Source organism: Pseudoclavibacter sp. AY1F1 (assembly GCF_002931075.1).
Lineage (GTDB): Bacteria > Actinomycetota > Actinomycetes > Actinomycetales > Microbacteriaceae > Pseudoclavibacter.
Map to the genome: position 1 here is coordinate 193528 of NZ_PSTQ01000001.1, position 17566 is coordinate 211093.

18 protein-coding genes and 1 tRNA gene are annotated in these 17566 nt (G+C 68.4%); 13 read left to right on the forward strand and 6 right to left on the reverse strand.

Annotated elements, in window-relative coordinates:
* Positions 1-63: 63 nt before the first annotated feature.
* The 8 genes from rsmI to C5B85_RS00960 all read left to right on the forward strand — a co-directional run bounded on the left by rsmI (position 64) and on the right by C5B85_RS00960 (position 7408).
* Positions 64-876, forward strand: a complete 813-nt coding sequence (gene rsmI / locus C5B85_RS00925; RefSeq protein ID WP_104284194.1) for a 16S rRNA (cytidine(1402)-2'-O)-methyltransferase — start codon at positions 64-66, stop codon at positions 874-876.
* Between the two features lie 68 nt (positions 877-944).
* Positions 945-2513 carry a methionine--tRNA ligase gene (gene metG / locus C5B85_RS00930; protein WP_104284195.1) on the forward strand — a complete coding sequence of 523 codons (1569 nt, stop codon included), beginning with the start codon at positions 945-947 and terminating at the stop codon, positions 2511-2513.
* Between the two features lie 62 nt (positions 2514-2575).
* Positions 2576-3496: a TatD family hydrolase gene (locus C5B85_RS00935; RefSeq protein WP_104284752.1), complete on the forward strand. Its 921-nt coding sequence runs from the start codon at positions 2576-2578 to the stop codon at positions 3494-3496.
* Positions 3493-4344 carry a 16S rRNA (adenine(1518)-N(6)/adenine(1519)-N(6))-dimethyltransferase RsmA gene (rsmA, locus tag C5B85_RS00940; RefSeq protein ID WP_104284196.1) on the forward strand — a complete coding sequence of 284 codons (852 nt, stop codon included), beginning with the start codon at positions 3493-3495 and terminating at the stop codon, positions 4342-4344. Before C5B85_RS00935 ends, rsmA begins: the two co-directional genes overlap by 4 nt.
* A gap of 130 nt (positions 4345-4474) precedes the next feature.
* Positions 4475-4939, forward strand: a complete 465-nt coding sequence (locus C5B85_RS00945; protein WP_104284197.1) for a hypothetical protein — start codon at positions 4475-4477, stop codon at positions 4937-4939.
* Between the two features lie 2 nt (positions 4940-4941).
* Positions 4942-5355, forward strand: coding sequence for a hypothetical protein (locus C5B85_RS00950; protein WP_104284198.1), 414 nt, complete (start codon positions 4942-4944; stop codon positions 5353-5355).
* A gap of 105 nt (positions 5356-5460) precedes the next feature.
* Positions 5461-6777, forward strand: a complete 1317-nt coding sequence (locus C5B85_RS00955) for a hypothetical protein (RefSeq protein ID WP_104284199.1) — start codon at positions 5461-5463, stop codon at positions 6775-6777.
* A 34-nt stretch (positions 6778-6811) separates the two neighbouring features.
* Entirely contained in the window at positions 6812-7408 is a 597-nt protein-coding gene (locus tag C5B85_RS00960) for a DUF1349 domain-containing protein (protein WP_104284200.1), read from the forward strand.
* 52 nt (positions 7409-7460) lie between these two features.
* On the opposite strand, the gene C5B85_RS00965 is transcribed toward C5B85_RS00960, so the two are convergent.
* Positions 7461-7868, reverse strand: a complete 408-nt coding sequence (locus tag C5B85_RS00965; RefSeq protein ID WP_104284201.1) for an N-acetyltransferase — start codon at positions 7866-7868, stop codon at positions 7461-7463.
* A gap of 258 nt (positions 7869-8126) precedes the next feature.
* On the opposite strand from C5B85_RS00965, the gene C5B85_RS00970 reads away from it, so the two are divergent.
* From C5B85_RS00970 to C5B85_RS00985, 4 genes are all read left to right on the forward strand, one after another.
* On the forward strand, positions 8127-9167 hold the full coding sequence (locus C5B85_RS00970; protein WP_104284202.1) for an LLM class flavin-dependent oxidoreductase: 1041 nt from the start codon (positions 8127-8129) through the stop codon (positions 9165-9167).
* A gap of 19 nt (positions 9168-9186) precedes the next feature.
* On the forward strand, positions 9187-10527 hold the full coding sequence (locus tag C5B85_RS00975; protein ID WP_104284203.1) for an LLM class flavin-dependent oxidoreductase: 1341 nt from the start codon (positions 9187-9189) through the stop codon (positions 10525-10527).
* A gap of 146 nt (positions 10528-10673) precedes the next feature.
* Positions 10674-12023 carry a M20/M25/M40 family metallo-hydrolase gene (locus C5B85_RS00980; RefSeq protein ID WP_104284204.1) on the forward strand — a complete coding sequence of 450 codons (1350 nt, stop codon included), beginning with the start codon at positions 10674-10676 and terminating at the stop codon, positions 12021-12023.
* A 104-nt stretch (positions 12024-12127) separates the two neighbouring features.
* The gene (locus C5B85_RS00985) at positions 12128-12880 is read left to right on the forward strand and encodes a MerR family transcriptional regulator (protein ID WP_104284753.1); all 753 of its coding nucleotides are present in this window, start codon (positions 12128-12130) and stop codon (positions 12878-12880) included.
* A 583-nt stretch (positions 12881-13463) separates the two neighbouring features.
* Here C5B85_RS00985 and C5B85_RS00990 read toward each other — a convergent pair.
* From C5B85_RS00990 to C5B85_RS01010, 5 genes are all read right to left on the reverse strand, one after another.
* A complete protein-coding gene (locus C5B85_RS00990; RefSeq protein ID WP_104284205.1) occupies positions 13464-13826 on the reverse strand; it encodes a hypothetical protein in 363 nt (120 codons plus the stop codon).
* Positions 13823-14272, reverse strand: coding sequence for a hypothetical protein (locus tag C5B85_RS00995; RefSeq protein WP_104284206.1), 450 nt, complete (start codon positions 14270-14272; stop codon positions 13823-13825). Before C5B85_RS00995 ends, C5B85_RS00990 begins: the two co-directional genes overlap by 4 nt.
* 9 nt (positions 14273-14281) lie before the next feature.
* Entirely contained in the window at positions 14282-16108 is a 1827-nt protein-coding gene (locus C5B85_RS01000; protein ID WP_104284207.1) for an ABC-F family ATP-binding cassette domain-containing protein, read from the reverse strand.
* Positions 16109-16178: 70 nt separating this feature from the next.
* Positions 16179-16802: a MarR family winged helix-turn-helix transcriptional regulator gene (locus C5B85_RS01005; protein ID WP_104284208.1), complete on the reverse strand. Its 624-nt coding sequence runs from the start codon at positions 16800-16802 to the stop codon at positions 16179-16181.
* Positions 16803-16890: 88 nt separating this feature from the next.
* The gene (locus tag C5B85_RS01010) at positions 16891-17343 is read right to left on the reverse strand and encodes a nuclear transport factor 2 family protein (protein ID WP_104284209.1); all 453 of its coding nucleotides are present in this window, start codon (positions 17341-17343) and stop codon (positions 16891-16893) included.
* 123 nt (positions 17344-17466) lie between these two features.
* On the opposite strand from C5B85_RS01010, the gene C5B85_RS01015 reads away from it, so the two are divergent.
* A tRNA-Gln gene (locus tag C5B85_RS01015) sits at positions 17467-17538 on the forward strand.
* Positions 17539-17566: the final 28 nt, after the last annotated feature.

A 17566-nucleotide genomic window follows, 5' to 3' on the forward strand; every position in this document is an offset into this window, starting at 1 on the left:
AATCGTAGGGGGCGAGGTGCCAGACGCGTCGGAGGAGCCGAGCCGCGTGGGAGGATCGCAGCCATGATCATCCTCGCGGGCACCCCCATCGGGAACCTCGGCGACGCTTCGGCGCGTCTCATCGATACGTTCAAGAACGCCACCCTCGTGGCGTGCGAGGACACACGCTCGACGGCGAAGCTGCTCGGGATGCTCGGAGTCGAGAACCGCCCGCGACTCGTCGCCCTGCACGAGCACAACGAGGACGAGCTGGCGAAGACGATCGTCGAGCAGGCGCGCGACGCCGACGTTGTGCTCGTGAGCGACGCCGGCATGCCTGGCATCTCGGACCCCGGCTATCCGATCGTCGCGCTCGCGGCGAAGGAGGGCGTGACGGTCACGAGCGTGCCTGGGCCGAGCGCCGTCATCACGGCGCTCGCGATCTCTGGCCTGCCCACCGACCGCTTCACGTTCGACGGTTTCCTGCCGCGCAAGGCGGGGGAGCGGGAGACGTTCCTGCGCTCGCTCGCGAACGAACCGCGCACGGTCGTGCTGTTCGAATCTCCGCACCGCCTGGCCCGCACGCTCGCCGATATGGCAGCTATCTGGGATGCTGACCGCCGCATCGCAGTCTGTCGCGAGCTGACGAAGCTCTACGAGGAGGTCAGGCGGGGCACAGCGGCTGAGCTCGTGCCGTGGGCCGAGGAGGGTGTGCGCGGCGAGATCGTGATCGTCGTCGAGGGGGCCGCCCCCGCTATCGTGGATGAGGCTGGCGCTCAGGCGATGGTCGCCGAGCTCGTCGCGGGTGGGATGCGCCTCAAGGAGGCGGCAGCGCAGGTCGCCTCCGAGACGGGCATGAGCAAGCGAGACCTCTACCAGGGTCAGCTCGCGAAATAGTGGCCCCGGGGTTGCTACCAGGGGACCTCGCGTCGTAACAGTCCCCAGCCGACAATAGGATGATCCCCATGGCTTCCGGCGAATCGTTCTACATCACGACACCGATCTTCTACGTCAACGACGTTCCTCACATCGGTCACGCGTACACGGAGGTCGCCGTCGACGCGCTTGCCAGGTGGCACCGTCAGCGTGGCGACACGACATGGTTGCTCACGGGCACCGACGAGCACGGCCAGAAGATCATGCGCTCGGCGCTCGCGAACAACGTCACCCCGCAGGCGTGGGCCGACAAGCTGGTCAACGAGGCATGGAAGCCCATGCTCGAGACCCTCAACATCTCGAACGACGACTTCATCCGCACGACGGACGAGCGCCATGAGACGCGCGTGCAGCGCTTCCTGCAGAAGCTCAACGACGCCGGCTTCATCTACGACGCCGAGTTCGAGGCGCTCTACTGCGTCGGCTGCGAGGAGTTCAAGCCGGAGTCGGAGATCGTCGCGGGCACTGGCCAGTACGAGGGCGAGAAGGTCTGCGCCATCCATTCGAAGCCGCTTGAGCTGCTGCAGGAGCAGAACTACTTCTTCAAGCTCAGCGAGTTCCAGGACCGCCTGCTTGCCCTCTACGAAGAGAACCCCGAATTCATCCAGCCGTCGTCGGCTCGCAACGAGGTCATCTCGTTCGTGCGCTCGGGGCTCCGTGACCTCTCCATCTCCCGCACCACGTTCGATTGGGGCGTGAAGGTGCCGTGGGACGAGTCGCACGTCGTCTACGTATGGTTCGACGCGCTGCTCAACTACATCACGGCCATCGGCTACGGCGACGACGACTCCGAGCTGGAGAAGTTCTGGCCGGCGCACCACGTCGTCGGCAAGGACATCCTCCGCTTCCACGCGGTCATCTGGCCTGCCATGCTCATGGCTGCCGGCCTCCAGGTGCCTGCTGGCATCTACGCGCACGGCTGGCTGCTCGTCGGTGGCGAGAAGATGTCGAAGTCGAAGCTCACGGGCATCGAGCCGACCGAGATCACCGACGTCTTCGGCTCCGACGCGTTCCGCTACTACTTCTTGCGCGCCATCCACTTCGGCCAGGACGGATCGTTCTCGTGGGAGGACCTGTCCGCCCGCTACCAGGCGGAGCTCGCGAACGGCTTCGGCAACCTCGCCTCGCGCGTCATCGCCATGGTCAACAAGTACTTCGACGGCGTCGTTCCCGAGCAGTCGACGCTGCTCGACTCGGAGCAGGCGATCATCGAACTCGCGACCGAGGTCGCGGCGAAGGCCGACGAGGCGATGCTCGCGTTCAACATCGACGGCGCGCTTGCGCACATTTGGCGGCTCGTGGATGCGCTCAACGGCTACATCACGGAGCAGGAGCCGTGGGCGCTCTCCAAGCAGGGCGATGAGGGCCGCGCGCGCCTCGCCGCGGTGCTCGAGGTGACAACTCGGTGCCTCGGCCACCTTGCCGTGCTGCTCAACCCGTTCATCCCGATCGCGGCCGAGAAGCTGTGGTTCGCGATCGGCGGAGAGGGCGAACTCGCCACGACGCGCATCGACAACGCGTACGCGCTGGTCGGCTCGCGTCCGCTGAGCGAGCTCCCGCCGCTGTTCCCGCGCATCGAGCAGGAAGCCCAGCGCTAGCGGTGCCTGAGTCTCAGCAGGGCGGCGGGCAGCACGGCGGGCAGCAGGGAGACGGCGAGAAGTTGCGCCGTCGTTCTGCGACGAGCGAGTCCGGGCATACGCGCATCCTCGCCTACCCGCCATACCCCGAGGCGCTGGATGTGCCCTGCTACGACAACCACACGCATCTCGAGATCGAGGACGGTGAAGAGGATGAGCGTCTGTCGCTCGACGAGCACCTCGCGGCGGCGGTGGACGCTGGTGTGAAGGGCGTTGTCCAGGTTGGCAACGACGTGCCATCGAGCCAGTGGTCGGCGCGCATCGCCGCGACGCACGAGCGCGTGCTCGCCGCCGTGGCCCTCCACCCGAACGTCGTGCCGGAGCTTGCGGTCGCGGGCACGCTCGAGGACGCGATCGCCGAGATCGACCGCCTGGCGGCCGAGCCGCGCGTGCGCGCCATCGGGGAGACGGGCCTCGACTACTTCCGCACCCCGGAGCCCGCAGATCAGCGTCTGCAGGTCGAAGCGTTCGAGCGGCACATCGAGCTCGCGAAGAAGCACGGCATCGCCATGCAGATCCACGACCGGGATGCGCACGACGACGTCATCTCCACGCTGAAGCGGGTCGGGGCCCCGGAGCGGACGGTCTTCCACTGCTTTTCCGGCGACGCGGACATGGCTCGCATCGCGGCGGAAGAGGGCTGGTACCTCTCGTTCGCCGGGACGGTGACGTTCAAGAACGCCGCGTCGTTGCGTGAGGCCCTGTCGGCGACGCCGATCGAGCGCATCCTCGTTGAGACGGATGCCCCGTTCCTCACCCCTGTGCCGTTCCGCGGGCGACCGAACGCGCCGTACCTCATCCCGGTCACGCTTCGCGCGATGGCCGCGCACCTCGGCATGCCGGTCGACGAGCTGAGCGCGCAGGTCAGCACGAACACCGAGGCTGTCTACGGCAGCTGGGACCTGGCGGCGGTGCCGGCCATGACAGAAGGAGTGAGCGCATGAGCGCGAGCCTGCTTGGCGCCAACGAGATCCGCGAACTCGCGGCGGAACTCGACGTAACTCCCACGAAGAAGCTCGGCCAGAACTTCGTGCACGACCCTGGCACGGTGCGACGCATCGTGCAGACCGCGAAGGTGCGATCGGGCGAGCACATCCTCGAAGTCGGGCCGGGCCTCGGCTCGCTCACGCTTGGCCTCCTCGAAACAGGCGCGAGCGTCACGGCCATCGAGATCGATGAGCGTCTCGCCGCCCGCCTGCCGCAGACGGTTGCCGAGCACGCGCCTGGCGCGCAGCTCGATGTGATCGTCTCCGACGCCCTCCAGGTGCAGAATGTGCCAGGCGAGCCGGTCGCGCTCGTCGCGAACCTGCCGTACAACGTGTCGGTGCCCGTGCTTCTCCACCTGCTCGAGCGCCTGCCGTCGCTCGAGCGCGGAGTCGTCATGGTGCAGGCCGAGGTGGGGGAGCGCATCGTCGCAGGCCCAGGCTCGAAGGTGTACGGCTCGCCGAGCGTGAAGGCGGCCTGGTACGGAACCTGGTCGAGCGCGGGCCTCGTGGGCCGCAAGGTTTTCTGGCCGGTGCCGAACGTCGACTCCATCCTCATCTCCTACACGGAGCGAGACACACCGCGCGGCTCGGAGGAACTGCGTCGCAAGGTGTTCCGCATCGTCGACGCAGCGTTCGGCCAGCGCCGCAAGATGCTGCGTCAGGCGCTCTCGCCGCTGCTCGGCGAGAACGCGGCCGCGACGTCCCTGGTGCTCGAGGCATCCGGGATCGACCCCACCGCGCGCGGCGAGACGGTCGGCATCGACGACTACGTGCGCCTCGCGGAAGCCTGGACCCCGGAAGTCTGAGCTGCTCCAGGAGCCTCGGCCCCGGGGAGAACTGCCCGGAGAAAAGGCTAGGGGGCATCTGGCCGCGGGAGTAGGGTCACAGCAACCGGACACCAACGAGGGTGCGCGGTCCGATACCTGGGGGCAGCACATGGGACTCTTTGATCGCGCCAAGAGCGCACTCGGCGGCGGCAAGAGCAACGACGATTGGGCCGCACAGGCGGCTGCGGCGCAGCAGCTCGCAAGCCAGCACCTCAAGGACGCGGGGTACAGCGACGGCGCTCCCGTGACCTCATCCAACGTGGGTGAGTTCAGCGGCCAGGCCTACGCCGACCGTGATGTCCTCACGGCCTACGGGCAGGAGCTGAACCGCATCATCGCCATCGGGCGCACGGGCTCAGGCGTCATCGTGGGCGCCGTGGACACTGGCGAACGAGTAGCAGGCAACCCCTGGTTCCAGCTCGACGTCGAGGTGACGCTGATCGGCGCGAGCCCGTACATCGTGTCGAAGCGCGAGATGGTCGCGCCCCAGTTCCTCGCGAACTACGCTGTCGGCACGTCGCACGGTGTGGCGGTTGACCCGGCCAACGCGCAAAACATCGCCTTCACGAGCTGACGGTGGGCGTCTTCGGCGACATCGGGCGCCTCATGAAAGCCGGACTGCAGTCAACGGCGCGCACGGACTATGCGGAGAACCTCCGGAAGTCGGCCGACCTCGCCGAGGCTTACTCGGATGGCCGGCTCGACGGCACCCACGGGGCGGCGAGGGCGAATCCGTTCGAGAACATGACGATGTACGCGAGCATGGACGCCGTCTCCGGCACCGTCGTGAGCCTCGAGCGCACGTTCCGCGAGGTGCAGGGTGTCCCCGTCTACTCGGTGGAACTCGAGATCGAGGCCGATGGGCGCCCGCCATACCGAACCCGCTACGAGACGCTCATCGCGGCCGGCGCGAAAGCGAACTGGCAACCGGGCAAGGTCCTGCCGTTTCGGGTCTCCAAGTCCGACCCGCACCAGCTGATGCTCGGGTAATCTGCCGAGCGGCGGGCCCACTCGGGTCGATTGGAGCTGACTCGGGCAGACTACGGGGCAGGTACCACAACGAGGTCGGTGCCCCGGAGCTTGGCAAGGAAATGCATGGACGAGTCACGGTCCGACGCCGACCTTCAGCAGGCGCCGCGCCGGGCACGCACCATCACGATCACCGCGATCGTGGCCGTCCTGGCGCTCGCCGTGGGGTGGGTTGTCCTCGCCTTCACGGGCGAACCCGACTCCGGCGAACTGGACTCTGTCGGAGAGTCGACGCTGCCCGGCTACCCCACTCGCGGTACCGGCGCCGATCTCGACGACCAGCGCTCTCTCGTCGCAGCGGCCGACGAATGGCGGGAGTACGAGGAGAGCGATGTCCTCCAGCTCCCTGAGGGGCAGGTCATCGAGCTCCTCTGGGCTGGGGACGTCGACTCGAAGAAGGTCGAGACTTCCGGTGTCCGCGCTTCCTTCTCCGCTCGGCTTGTGATCCTCCGTTCCGACAACGCGGTTGCCGCGCTTGTCCGCCCCCTCGACGGCGCGAGAAGTGACGACGACACGGCCTATTCGGTGCTCGGCACCTCCTCGATCGCGACGGGCCGATACGAGCGCGGCTTCACGGTCGCGACCGGGGTCCTGCTCTTCAACGAGCGGATGCAGCGGGGCGTGGCACTCGAGACCGCCACCTTCGGCGCGGAGTCGGCCCCAACTCTCGGCGAGACTCCGACCGCCGACGGTCTCCTCCTCCTCGCAACTCGGTCGCTGCTGCGCATCCCGGATGCAGGCGGTTCGGGAAATGACGTGCGCGAAGGGTTCGCCTACATGCATCCGAGTTCGGGACTTGCGCTGCTGCAGACGGAGGACGCCCCAGGAGACTGGGCCGCCGTCACGGATGCAGAGCGGGGGAACGCGAGGTTCGCGGCGCTCTCGCGTGGCATCATCACTGCTCGGGAGCAAGAGAAGGGCCGCCGCCTGCGCGCCTCGATCCTCGACGACCAGACCATGCCATCCGGCGCCCCGCTGTCGCTTGTCGAGGTGGCTCACCTCGAGAGCCAGGGGAGCGGATCAGGTGTCCTCTGGGCCGTGGTCGTCGCGACGCGCGGCGACGACGACGCGACGCTCCTGGGTGCGGGGCCCGTCGCGAGTCCCGCCAACGGAGCACCGCAGCTGCCGGTCATCGCTGCGAGGTGGCTGCGCGACGGCAGCGTCGATGTGCTTGTTGTTGCGGGCTCCAGGGGGATCACTTCGTTCGACGTCGAAGCGTCTGGCGGCACGAGCCGCCGGAACGGGTCGAGCGGCGTCCTCGAACGAGCAGCCCTCCCGCTCAGCTGGGAAGACGATCCCGAGAACAACGTGACGCGTCCGGCCCTGGTCGTCGTCGGCCGGTCCGAGGCTGGCCCCGTGCAGCCTCTTGAGCCGGTCAGCTGAGCGCAGACCTCGCGGGACTGGTTGGATGACAGTCATGAACACGCAGAGCGTCACGAACGTGCCATGGAGCGACGGGCAGTGGACCAACGAGCCGGTGTCGGCAGACGTCGTCGACGGCGATCTCCTCGTCACGGCAGCAGAGGGAAGCGACGCGTGGCGCACGACGTCGTACGGGTTCGTGCACGATTCCGAGCATGCGCTGCTGCGTCCGCTCGAGCAGGAGTCTGCCGTCGAGGTCGAATTCCTGGCGGACTTCGCCGAGCAGTTCGACCAGGCAGGCCTTTTCCTCCGGAGCGACGAGACGACGTGGATCAAGGCCGGCGTCGAGCTGAGCGACGGTCAGGAGCAGCTCGGCGCGGTTGTGACGAGGGGCGAGTCCGACTGGTCGCTCGCACCGGTTCCGAGCTGGCGCGGGCGCCGCGTCACGGTCCGGGCGAGCCGCGTCGGCAACGCGGTCACCATCCGCGCTCGAGTTGACGCGGAGCCCTGGAGGCTCGTGCGGGTCGCGCCGTTGGCCGCTGACGCGCCCGTGCAGGCGGGCCCATTCTGCTGTGCACCCTCCCGCAGGGTCCTCGTCGTGCGTTTCCTCGCCTGGCGGACCACCCCCGCAGACGTTTCTCTCCACGAGTGAGATACCGCGGCGGTACCGCGGACCGGCCCGCGATGCCGCGCCGCTCGCCCACCTAGCCCGCGAGTTCGAGGGAGAGCGCGAAGATCTGCTTCCAGGTGTCCTCACCGTGCTCGAGCTCGGGGCGCCGCTCGAAGCCGAGCTGCTCAAGGAGGCGCTGCATGGCAACGTTCTCCGCAGCTACGTAGGTGTCGATGCCAGCGGCGAGGTGCAGGTCGGCCCACGTGATGGCCGCCCGGGTCACCCGGGTGCCGATGCCGGTGCCGCGTACCTCGGGTGCCACCCACAGCTCATCGAAGACGAGTTCCGCGCCGACAGCGTCGAGCTCGCCGGAGAGCACTGCCGTCGCGACGACGCGCGTTCCGTCAAAAGGGATGGCGTGGAACTCCACGCGGTCAGCGCCTGCTCGGGTGGTGGTCACACGGACGGCATTGCCGATCGACGTGTGCAGCCCGAGGCTCATTGCAGCGCCAGCCTGCCCGTCTCGACGCGCGGCTGGCACATGAAGTTCAGGCCTGTAGTCGTGTGTGTCATCTTCATGCTCCTTCCACGGTCGGGGTAGTGCGGTCCGCTCCTCGGTGGGGCGGGCTTGTGCTCGTGGTGGGTACCGTACGCCTCACTTCGCGTGGCGCGCATCCAGTGTTGCGTCAGAAGTCCTCCGGGGGCAGCAGGTGAAGCGCCGGCCGTCACACAGCGACGCGCGGTTCCTAGTCTGCGAGGCATGACTCACGAGAACCCGCCGTTTGCGATCGCCGTCGAAGCGGGCAGCGAAGGCGTCAGCCCGACGCGCATCCGCGCTGCTATCTCCGCGCTCGAGCGCTTCGGCGTGACGATCGCGACGTTCGAGGATTCCGGCTTCGCCGATCTCGAGGCGGAGGCCCCGCGACTGGATGCGATCACCCAGGCCGCGTTCGCCGCCCCGCTCTCGGGAGCGACCGGGCTGGTGCCGCTCGTGCGCGTCTCGGCGGTCGAGCCCTTCCACCTCGCGACGCAGCTCGCGACCCTGGACTACGCGTCGCACGGGCGAGCCGGCTGGATCGGCGAGGTCGATGGTGGCGCGCTGGAGGCAGCCGCCTTCGATCGCGCCCCGCTCGACGGGCCGGAGGCGCGCCGCACGGAGCTCGATGACACCATCGAGGTGCTTGGTCGCCTCTGGGACTCGTGGGAGGACGACGCCGTCATCCGCGACGTCGAAACGGGCCGCTACCTCGACCGCGACAAGCTGCACTACGCCGACTTCGAAGGGGCACGCTTCAGCGTGAAAGGCCCATCGATCATCCCGCGACCGCACCAGGGGCTGCTTCCGACGTTCGCCGCCTACGGTTCGGCCGCGCCGGAGCTCGTCGACGTCGCGCTCATCCGCGAGCGCACGGTCCTCGAAGCGAGCGCCGCTGCGGGCCAGGCCGAGAGCCAGGGCATCGCGCGAACGATCGTGGAGGTCGAGGTTTCGCTCGACTCGCGCGGGCGTGCTGCGGCCGACCGTCTCGGGAACCGGGCGACTGACGCCGACGCGGCTGGGCGCATCCACTACTCGGGTGACGCCGCTGGCCTCGTCGAGCTGATCACCGAGGTCGCGTCGTTTGCGAACGGCGTTCGGCTGCTGCCGGTCGACTTCGACGTCGACGTGCAGGAACTCGGCCGTGCCGTGCTCCCCGCGCTGCGCCGCTCGGGCGTCTTCGCCTCGCCGCGTGCCGGTGAGCACCTCCGGGGCGCCCTCGGGCTTGCGCACCCCGCCAACCGCTACGCCGCCCAGGCGCTCTAACCCGCGAAGGATCAGCACGATGACACAGCACAGCGCAGGCCAGACTCGCACCTCCGGTGCCGAGGACGCAGGCCAGATCCAGTTCGGCGTCTTCTTCCAGGGCGTCAACTCGACGACCATCTGGTCGAGCGAGCAGAGCGGCTCGCAGACCGAGTTCGAGTCGTTCCGCCGCATCGCGCAGACCGCCGAACGCGGCCTGTTCTCGGCGTTCTTCCTCGGCGAGGGGCTTCGCCTGCGCGAGCACCTCGGCAAGATCCACGACAACGACGTGGCCGGGCGACCGGATGGCATCACGCAGCTTGCCGCACTCGCGCCGCTCACGGACAAGATCGGCCTCGTCGCCACCCAGAACACGACCTACAACGAGCCGGCGGACCTCGCGTACCGCCTTGCGAGCCTTGACCTTCTCAGTGAGGGGCGCGCGGCGTGGAACATCGTCACGACCGACAACGCGTGGACGGGCGCGAACTTCCGCCGCGGTGGACACCTCGCGCACGAGCACCGCTATGACCGCGCGGCCGAGTTCGTGCGTGCCGCCAAGGAGCTGTGGGCGAACCGGGGCGGCGTCGACTTCGACGGCGAGTTCATCCGCTTCGTCTCCGAGCGGGTCCTCCCTCAGAGCCCGCAGTCGAGGCCGGTCCTGTTCCAGGCCGGCGACTCGAGCCAGGGGCGCGACTTCGGGGCCGAGCACGCCGACGTCATCTTTTCCGCGCATCCCGAGCTGGAAGGCGCCACGGCATTCGCCGCCGACCTCCGCGAGCGTCTCACGAAGTTCGGTCGCGCACGGGATGAGCTCGCGTTCTTCCCTGGCGCGACCATCATCGTCGCGGCGACCCCGAAGGAGGCTCAGGAGAAGGCCCACTGGGTGCGTCAGCACCAGATCTCGCCGGCGACCTCGCTGCGCTACCTTGAGCAGTTCTGGGGCAAGGACCTCTCGCACCTCGACCCGGATGGCCCGCTGCCGGTGGAGGACCCGGTGGTCGCGGTCACCGATGGCACCCGCGGCAGCGCCTTCCAGAACGCGAAGGCGCTTGAGCTCGCGCAGCAGTGGCGGGAGAAGTCGGAGGCGCTTTGCTTGTCGATCCGCGAGTTCGTCATCCATCTCTCCTCGCAGCGGGGCTTCGTGGGCGGGGTCGCCGAGGTCGCCGACACCCTCACCACGCTTGCCCGTAGCGGCGCGGTCACGGGCATCAATCTCACGCCCTACCTCGTGCCTTCCGGCCTCGACGACATCGTCGACGAGCTCATCCCGGCCCTCCAGGAGCGCGGCTCGTACCGCACCGAGTACCCGGGAACGACGCTGCGCGACAACCTCGGTCTCCCCGCCGTCGTCGAGGACCTGGTGCCCGTGAGCGTGTGAGTGGTGAGCGCGGTGGCGGCGGCAAGCGCCCCGCGGGGTTCCCGTGCGACGCGCGCGGCACGTTGGGTGATGACGCCCAACGTGCTGCGTGACCCCGTGCAACACCCCGGCGCGCGCGTCGGCCACAATTCGCCCAGGATGAGGACATGACTTCGCTTCGCGACGAGACCGTGGCCCTGCTGCAGCAGCTCATCCGCGCCGAGACCGTCAACGACGGCGCCATCGACTCGGGCAACGAGTGGCGCGCGGCGGCGGTGCTCGAGGAGTTCTTCGCGGGCAGCGGCGTCGAGCTGACGCGCGTCGAGCCGTTCCCCGGACGCGTCTCGGTCGTTGCGCGTCTCGGGGGCACTGACCCGCAGGCGGAATCGTTGGCGCTCGTCGGGCACACCGACGTCGTGCCGGTGAAGGCAGCCGACTGGGTGCATCCGCCGCATTCCGGTGAGCTCATCGACGGTGAGGTGTGGGGCCGCGGCGCGGTCGACATGCTCTTCCTCACCGCCTCGTACGCGGTCATCTTCAAGCGGCTCGCGACGAGCGGCTTCGCGCCGAGCGGCGACCTCGTCTTCGCGGCCGTCGCCGACGAGGAGCAGGGGAGCAGAGCTGGGGTCGGCTGGTTCTCGGAGAACGACTGGTCGACGATCGCGGCAGACAACGTGCTCACCGAGTGGGGTGGCGCGCGCCTCGGGGGAGTCGGCAGCACCGCCATGACGGTGGGGGTCGGCGAGAAGGGCGCAGCCCCGCGGCGCATCGTCGTGCGCGGCGACGCGGCGCACGCGTCCGCGCCCTGGGGCCGATCGAACGCGGCCGTCACGCTTGCCAAGGTCATCGACCGACTTCAGTCCCGCGCCCCGAAACCGCGCATCAGCGAGCAATGGCTCGAGACGCTTGCCGCGCTCGCGCTGCCCGCCGAGCTCAGCACACGCCTCGCCTCGCCGGACACGATCGACGATGCGATCGACGAGCTCAGCGAGCATCCCGAACTCGGCGAGCTCGCTCCGTTTGTGCACGCCTGGACGCACACGACCGTCGCGGTGACGATCGTCGAAGCGGGCTCGAAAGTCAACGTGATTCCCGATAGCGGGTCGATTTCCCTCGATATTCGCGTGCTGCCCGGCGTCACCGCGGAGGACGTCGAGGGGCACCTCGCGTCGGTCGCCGCCGAATTCCCTGGCCTCGTGAGCGTCGAGGGCGACTGGTTCTCGCCGGCTAACGAATCGGCCACAACAACTCGCCTGTATGCGCAGATAGAATCGACGCTCGCAGAGTTCGTGCCAGGCGCGAAGCCAGCACCGATCCTCGGCGTCGGCGGATCCGATGCCCGCTTCTACCGACTGCACGGCGCCAACGCGTTCGGCTTCGGCATCCTCAGCCCGGGGTTGACCTTCTCCGTCGCGCGCAACCGCTTCCACTCTGCGAACGAGCGCCTCGACCTCGAGTCAATCGACCTCACGGTGCGCGGCCTCGACCACGTCGTCAGGAACTTCCTCTCAGCGTGACGCTTGACCTTGACGTCGCGTCAACTTCTACAGTCGATCTCGAGCGGTTCGCTTCTCCCGAAGATCGGGGGAGCCGCTCGCACGATCTGCGAGAGGATGCGGTCATGGAGTGGTCGATCGGCGAGGTGGCGAAGCAGTCAGGCGTGACCTCACGCACACTGCGGCACTACGAGAGCATCGGCCTACTGCTTCCGAGCACCACGCGCACGAACGGCTACCGCTACTACGACGAGGCCGCCTTGGTTCGGCTGCAGCGCATTCTGCTCCTGCGGGAGCTCGGCGTCGGGCTCACTGCCATCGGCGATGCGCTTGCCGGGCGGAGCGACGACGTCGCTGCCCTCGAGACGCACCTCGGATGGCTGAACGACGAACGCCGCCGCCTCACGACGCAGATCGGATCGGTGCGCGCGACGCTCGCCGCGCTCCAAGGGAAGGAGAAGCTCATGCCTGAGCAGATGTTCGACGGATTCGACCACACGCAGTACAAGGACGAGGTGGAGGAGCGCTGGGGCGCCAAAGCGTACGCAGACGGCGACAAGTGGTGGCGCGGCCTCGGCGAGGACGGCAAGCAGGGGTTCCTGGAGGAGCAGACACGCATCCAGGATGCGTTCAGCGTGGCCCAGACGGCAGGTCACGGCCCAGACAGCGACGAGGCGCAGGCCGCGGCGGCCCGTCAGTTCGCCTGGCTCGGCGACAGCTGGCAGGGCAAGGCCCCGACGGCCGAGCTGTTCACGAACCTCGGCGAGATGTATGTCGCGGACGAGCGCTTCGGCAAGAACTACACGCGGGTGCACGCCACGGGAGCCGAGTTCGTGCGCGACGCGATGCGCATCTACGCCGAGCGCAACCTCGGCTAGGTTGCCGGGATCGGTGGCCTGCGCCCACGCATCCACCCCGCCACGGCCCGCTGCAGTTAGCAGCACACGTCCCGGACACGCGCGGCTGGGCCAGCTCCTGGCACTGCCTCATCCAACAACCGCTCGCGAGAGTGAGGCAGATGCATCCGCCGCTCGCGTCACGAGTGCATCTGGGTGACTCTTCTGGCGCGCCCGTCGCGCACCCGTCGCGCGCCAGTCGCGCGCGTGCTTGGCGCCTGCTGTGTCGCAGCCGCAGCTCACCGGGCACTTCTTCGCAAGGGTGAGGGAGATGCATCCTCTTTTTGCGCGCTGGGTGCTTCTGGGGGACTTTTGTGGCGCGAGTAGGCGCGTGTTTTTTGCCTCACGACGCTTCCGCTGGCCCGCCCTTCTGGAGCCGCTGGCGAGCAGCCGGGCACTTCTTCGCAAGGGTGAGGGAGATGCATCCTCTTTTTGCGCGCTGGGTGCTTCTGAGTGACTCTTGCACAGCGGCGGAGGCGGATGTGATGGGCAACGGCGGGTGTGATGGCCAGCAAAGGCCTCGCTCGGCGACCGCCTGGCGGGCGCGCGCTGGGCGAGGCGGCACTCAGGCGAGCGTCGCCGTGTCGACCTGGGGACCGCCCTCGTAGGTGACGGTGATCGCGAGCGGCCGCGCGCTCGCCGCCTCGGGCAGCTCGAACTCGAACGAGACGGGCGCGAGCATGAGAATGCAGATGGCGTCCGGGTCGATGATCGGGAAGCGGATGCGCAGCTCGGTCGGCGACTCGACGATCAGCTCAGGATCTCCCGCCCCGCATAAGGGTCGGTTGTTGAGCAGGTCCATGCGGAACCGCGAGTCGCCGACCCAGGCGAAGCTGGGCGCGACGTTCTCGTGGGCGCCCGCGGCGAGAGGATCGTAGTCCGTGGGCGTCGGCACGGAGATGCCCGTGATCAGCTCTGGGTTGTTCATTCGAGGGTGCCGTGGTCGACGTGCTTAAGGTCTTCTGCGGTGACCGTTATCTGCAGGGGCCGGCCGGTGGCTTCCTCTGGTAGCTCGAATTCGTAGGCGACGTTGTATTCGGAGGCGTCGCAGATGGCGTCCCGGTCAGTGATCGCATAGTGGATGTGCAGCTCGGTCGCCGACTCGGCGACGACCGTCGGCGCACCGGACCCGCACTGCGCGCGGCTGACCCAGGTGTCCATCGTGAAGTGCGTGTCGTCGACCCACTCGAAGTAGGGCACGACCCCTGGGCTGCCATCGCTCGGGTACGGGTCGAAGTTGGGGCTCGCACCCACCGGGACGCCGGCGTTCGCGGCAGGCCCGGTGGAGCAGGCCAACAGGCTCAAGGTTGCGGCCAGGGCGCAGAGCGCCGCCGCCGCTGATGTAAGTCGGAGGCGGGGCGCGCTGGCGTTCATGAGCTCAGGCTACGCCTCGAGGACCTCGGATAGCTCAAGCCAGCGCTCCTCGAGGGCGTCGACCTCGGCGGCGAGCGCCTGGCGCTTCGCGGTGATGACGCCGAGCCCCTCGTAGTCGCTTTGGTCGTGGGCGGCGAGTTCGGCGTCGACTTTCTTCATCGACTGCTCGATCTTCTGGATCTTCCTCGAGATGCCCTGCACTTCCTTCTCGGCGCTGCGGCGGTCAGCGCCACCGATGGAGAGGCCGGAGGCGCTCGCGGATGAGGCCGACGAGGACCCATTGGCAGCCGCATCCGTCGTGCTGGAGAGGGTCGCGGGCGCTGAGCCCTTGAGGCTGTTCGAGCGCAGCTCGAGGTACTGGTCGACGCCGCCTGGCAGGTGGCGGAAGCCGCCGTCCCACACCGCGTACTGCTGGTCGGTGACGCGCTCGAGTAGGTACCGGTCGTGCGAAACGACGAGCAGGGTGCCCGGCCACGTGTCGAGGAGGTCCTCCATCGCGGCGAGCATGTCGGTGTCGAGGTCGTTGGTGGGCTCGTCGAGGATGAGCACGTTCGGCTCGTCGAGCAGGATGAGCAGCAGTTGCAGGCGGCGGCGCTGGCCACCAGAGAGGTCCTTGACGGGGGTCTGCAGCTGGGTGGTTGTGAAGCCGAGGCGCTCGAGCAGCTGCGACGGCGTCATCTCCTTGCCGCCGGACACGTAGCTCGACTTCTGGCGAGCGACGACCTCGCGTACACGGTCGTTCTGGTGCTCGTCGAGCTCAGCGAGGCGCTGCGAGAGGGTCGCGATCTTCACAGTCTTGCCGCGCTTGACTTTGCCGCTCGTCGGCTCGAGCGTGCCGGCGACGAGGTTGAGCAGGGTCGACTTGCCGGCGCCGTTGACGCCGAGGATGCCGGTGCGCTCACCCGGGGCGATGCGCCACTCGATGTCGCGCAGCACCTCCTTGTCGCCGTAGGTGACGCCGACGTCAAGGAGGTCGACGACGTCCTTGCCGAGGCGCGCGGTCGCGAGCTGCGACAGCTCGACTGCGTTGCGCACGGGAGGTTCGTCCTCGATGAGCTGCGTGGCCGCCTCAATGCGGAACTTCGGCTTCGCCGTGCGGGCCGGGGCGCCGCGGCGCAACCACGCGAGCTCCTTGCGCATGAGGTTCTGGCGCTTCGACTCGATCGCGGCCGACTGCCGGTCGCGTTCGACGCGCTGCAGGATGTACGCCGCGTAGCCACCCTCGAACGGGTCGAGCACGCGGTCGTGCACTTCCCACGTCGTCTGGCACACCGCATCCAGGAACCACCGGTCGTGCGTCACGACCACAAGCCCGCCCTGGTTCTTCGACCAGCGGGAGTTGAGGTGCTTCGCGAGCCACGCGATGCCCTCGACGTCGAGGTGGTTGGTGGGCTCGTCGAGCATGATGATGTCGTCGTCGCCGATGAGCAGGGCCGCCAGGGCGACGCGCCGCTGCTGGCCACCAGACAGGTCGCCGATCTTGTCGGTCCACTCGAGGTCGCCGGCGAGGCCGTTGACGACGTCGCGGATCTTGGCGTCGGAGGCCCAGTCGTGGTCGTCCATGTCGCCGACGATGGCCTGCTTGACGGTGAGCTCGGGGTCGAGGGTGTCGGCCTGGTCGAGCATCCCGACGCGCACGCCGCGTCGCCGGGTGACCTTGCCGCCGTCTGGCTGGATGCGGTCGGCGAGCAGCTTGAGGAGGGTCGACTTGCCGTCGCCGTTACGTCCGACGATGCCGATGCGGTCGCCCTCTTGGATGCCGACGGAAACGCTGTCGAAGACGACTCGAGTCGGGAACTCGAGGTGGAGCGCTTCCGCGCCGAGGAGATGGGCCATCAGACAAGCTTAAGGCCGGGGGCGGCCCGGTGCCCTCCGAAGAGTGGTTGCCTCGGGCAAGTGCCTCGGGTCAGTGCGCCGGGTCGTCCATCCGGAGCGAGAGGGTGCGTAGCGCCGTCGCCAGGTCGTCGCGGGTCTCAATGTCGAGCTCGGCGAGGAGCTCGCGCTCGGCGGCGACGAGGCGAGTGAGGGCTTCGTCGACGAGGTCCCGACCGTTCGGCGTCATCGTGACGAGAATCCCGCGCCCGTCGTTGGGGTCGACCTCCCGGGTGACGAGGCCGCGGCCGACGAGCCGGTCGATGCGGTTCGTCATGGTGCCGCTCGAGACGAGGTTGGAGGCGAGCAGATGCTTGGGGCTGAGTCGGTGCGGGGAACCGGCGCGGCGCAGGGCCGAGAGCACGTCGAACTCCCACAGCTCGAGGCCCGTCTCGGCGAACGCAGCCTTGCGGAGGGCATCGAGCTGCTTCGCGATGCGCTTGACTCGGGAGAAGATGCGCAGCGGGTCCACGTCGAGGTCGGGACGCTCCCGCGACCAGTCGCGCACAATCGTGTCGACGGTGTCGACCGGATGCGCGGCCTGAGCGACTGGATGCGCAGCCTGCGTGACCGGGTGCGCGGCCTGCGCACCCGGGCTCAGGCCGACCGAGGCGCGCGAGAAGTCGCGCCGGTCAGCTGCACGTCGGGGGGCATCCATGTGTTCCATTATGGCGATTCCCGTTGGCGCGGGTGACGCCGCCGGTGGTTACAGGGAGGAAGCTGGGCCACCAGGGCGGTGGCGGGGCTTACGAGTTGGGGTGATGCGCGTCCACTTCTCGCTTCGTGCTGACAAGCCCGTTCTCGGCGTCGACGGGCGCAGAGGTGTGCTCGTGCGCGACGACCCATTCACCCTTGTGCTGCACGATTGCCCACGTCAGGCGGTTGTCCATCCACTCCTGCTCGCCCTCAGGGCTGTGCCAGGCGTAGCGCACGAAGCTCTCGACGACCACGACGTCGTGGTCGCCGTAGGCGCGCAGCTCGGTGAAGGTCGCGGAGTGGGTACCCGACTCGATCGAGTCGAACCATTCGTCGAGGGAGGTGCCCCAGGCTTCGGCACCCTCGTGCGACCAGGTGCTCCACAAGTCGAAGACGCGAACATCCGGAGCGTACAGCGACATGATCGCGGTTTTGTCGCGTCCCGCGACCGCTGCAGAGTAGGTGTCGGTGAATCGTTTGGCGATGGACAGAGCTTCAGACATGGCGCCTCCTCGGGTCTTCTGAGTGGACAGTCTGGCCCACTCGCCTCCACGGCACCACCGTGGCTGGCCCGCGGCCCCTCCGGTTCTGGCACAATTGGCGAGTGCACGCGTGAGCGGGCACGTTCCTCCTTGGTGTAACGGCAGCACGACAGCCTTTGGAGCTGTTAGGTCCAGGTTCGAATCCTGGGGGAGGAGCGGCGCGGGGGTGCTGCATGCCACCGTG

Excerpts from the sequence above, each read along its gene's own strand:
- rsmI (WP_104284194.1), top strand. The coding sequence starts at position 64 with ATGATCATCCTCGCGGGCACCCCCATCGGGAACCTCGGCGACGCTTCG.
- metG (WP_104284195.1), top strand. The coding sequence starts at position 945 with ATGGCTTCCGGCGAATCGTTCTACATCACGACACCGATCTTCTACGTC.
- rsmA (WP_104284196.1), top strand. The coding sequence starts at position 3,493 with ATGAGCGCGAGCCTGCTTGGCGCCAACGAGATCCGCGAACTCGCGGCG.
- C5B85_RS00945 (WP_104284197.1), top strand. The coding sequence starts at position 4,475 with ATGGGACTCTTTGATCGCGCCAAGAGCGCACTCGGCGGCGGCAAGAGC.
- C5B85_RS00955 (WP_104284199.1), top strand. The coding sequence starts at position 5,461 with ATGGACGAGTCACGGTCCGACGCCGACCTTCAGCAGGCGCCGCGCCGG.
- C5B85_RS00960 (WP_104284200.1), top strand. The coding sequence starts at position 6,812 with ATGAACACGCAGAGCGTCACGAACGTGCCATGGAGCGACGGGCAGTGG.
- C5B85_RS00965 (WP_104284201.1), bottom strand. The coding sequence starts at position 7,868 with ATGAGCCTCGGGCTGCACACGTCGATCGGCAATGCCGTCCGTGTGACC.
- C5B85_RS00970 (WP_104284202.1), top strand. The coding sequence starts at position 8,127 with ATGACTCACGAGAACCCGCCGTTTGCGATCGCCGTCGAAGCGGGCAGC.
- C5B85_RS00975 (WP_104284203.1), top strand. The coding sequence starts at position 9,187 with ATGACACAGCACAGCGCAGGCCAGACTCGCACCTCCGGTGCCGAGGAC.
- C5B85_RS00980 (WP_104284204.1), top strand. The coding sequence starts at position 10,674 with ATGACTTCGCTTCGCGACGAGACCGTGGCCCTGCTGCAGCAGCTCATC.
- C5B85_RS00985 (WP_104284753.1), top strand. The coding sequence starts at position 12,128 with ATGGAGTGGTCGATCGGCGAGGTGGCGAAGCAGTCAGGCGTGACCTCA.
- C5B85_RS00990 (WP_104284205.1), bottom strand. The coding sequence starts at position 13,826 with ATGAACAACCCAGAGCTGATCACGGGCATCTCCGTGCCGACGCCCACG.
- C5B85_RS00995 (WP_104284206.1), bottom strand. The coding sequence starts at position 14,272 with ATGAACGCCAGCGCGCCCCGCCTCCGACTTACATCAGCGGCGGCGGCG.
- C5B85_RS01000 (WP_104284207.1), bottom strand. The coding sequence starts at position 16,108 with ATGGCCCATCTCCTCGGCGCGGAAGCGCTCCACCTCGAGTTCCCGACT.
- C5B85_RS01005 (WP_104284208.1), bottom strand. The coding sequence starts at position 16,802 with ATGGATGCCCCCCGACGTGCAGCTGACCGGCGCGACTTCTCGCGCGCC.
- C5B85_RS01010 (WP_104284209.1), bottom strand. The coding sequence starts at position 17,343 with ATGTCTGAAGCTCTGTCCATCGCCAAACGATTCACCGACACCTACTCT.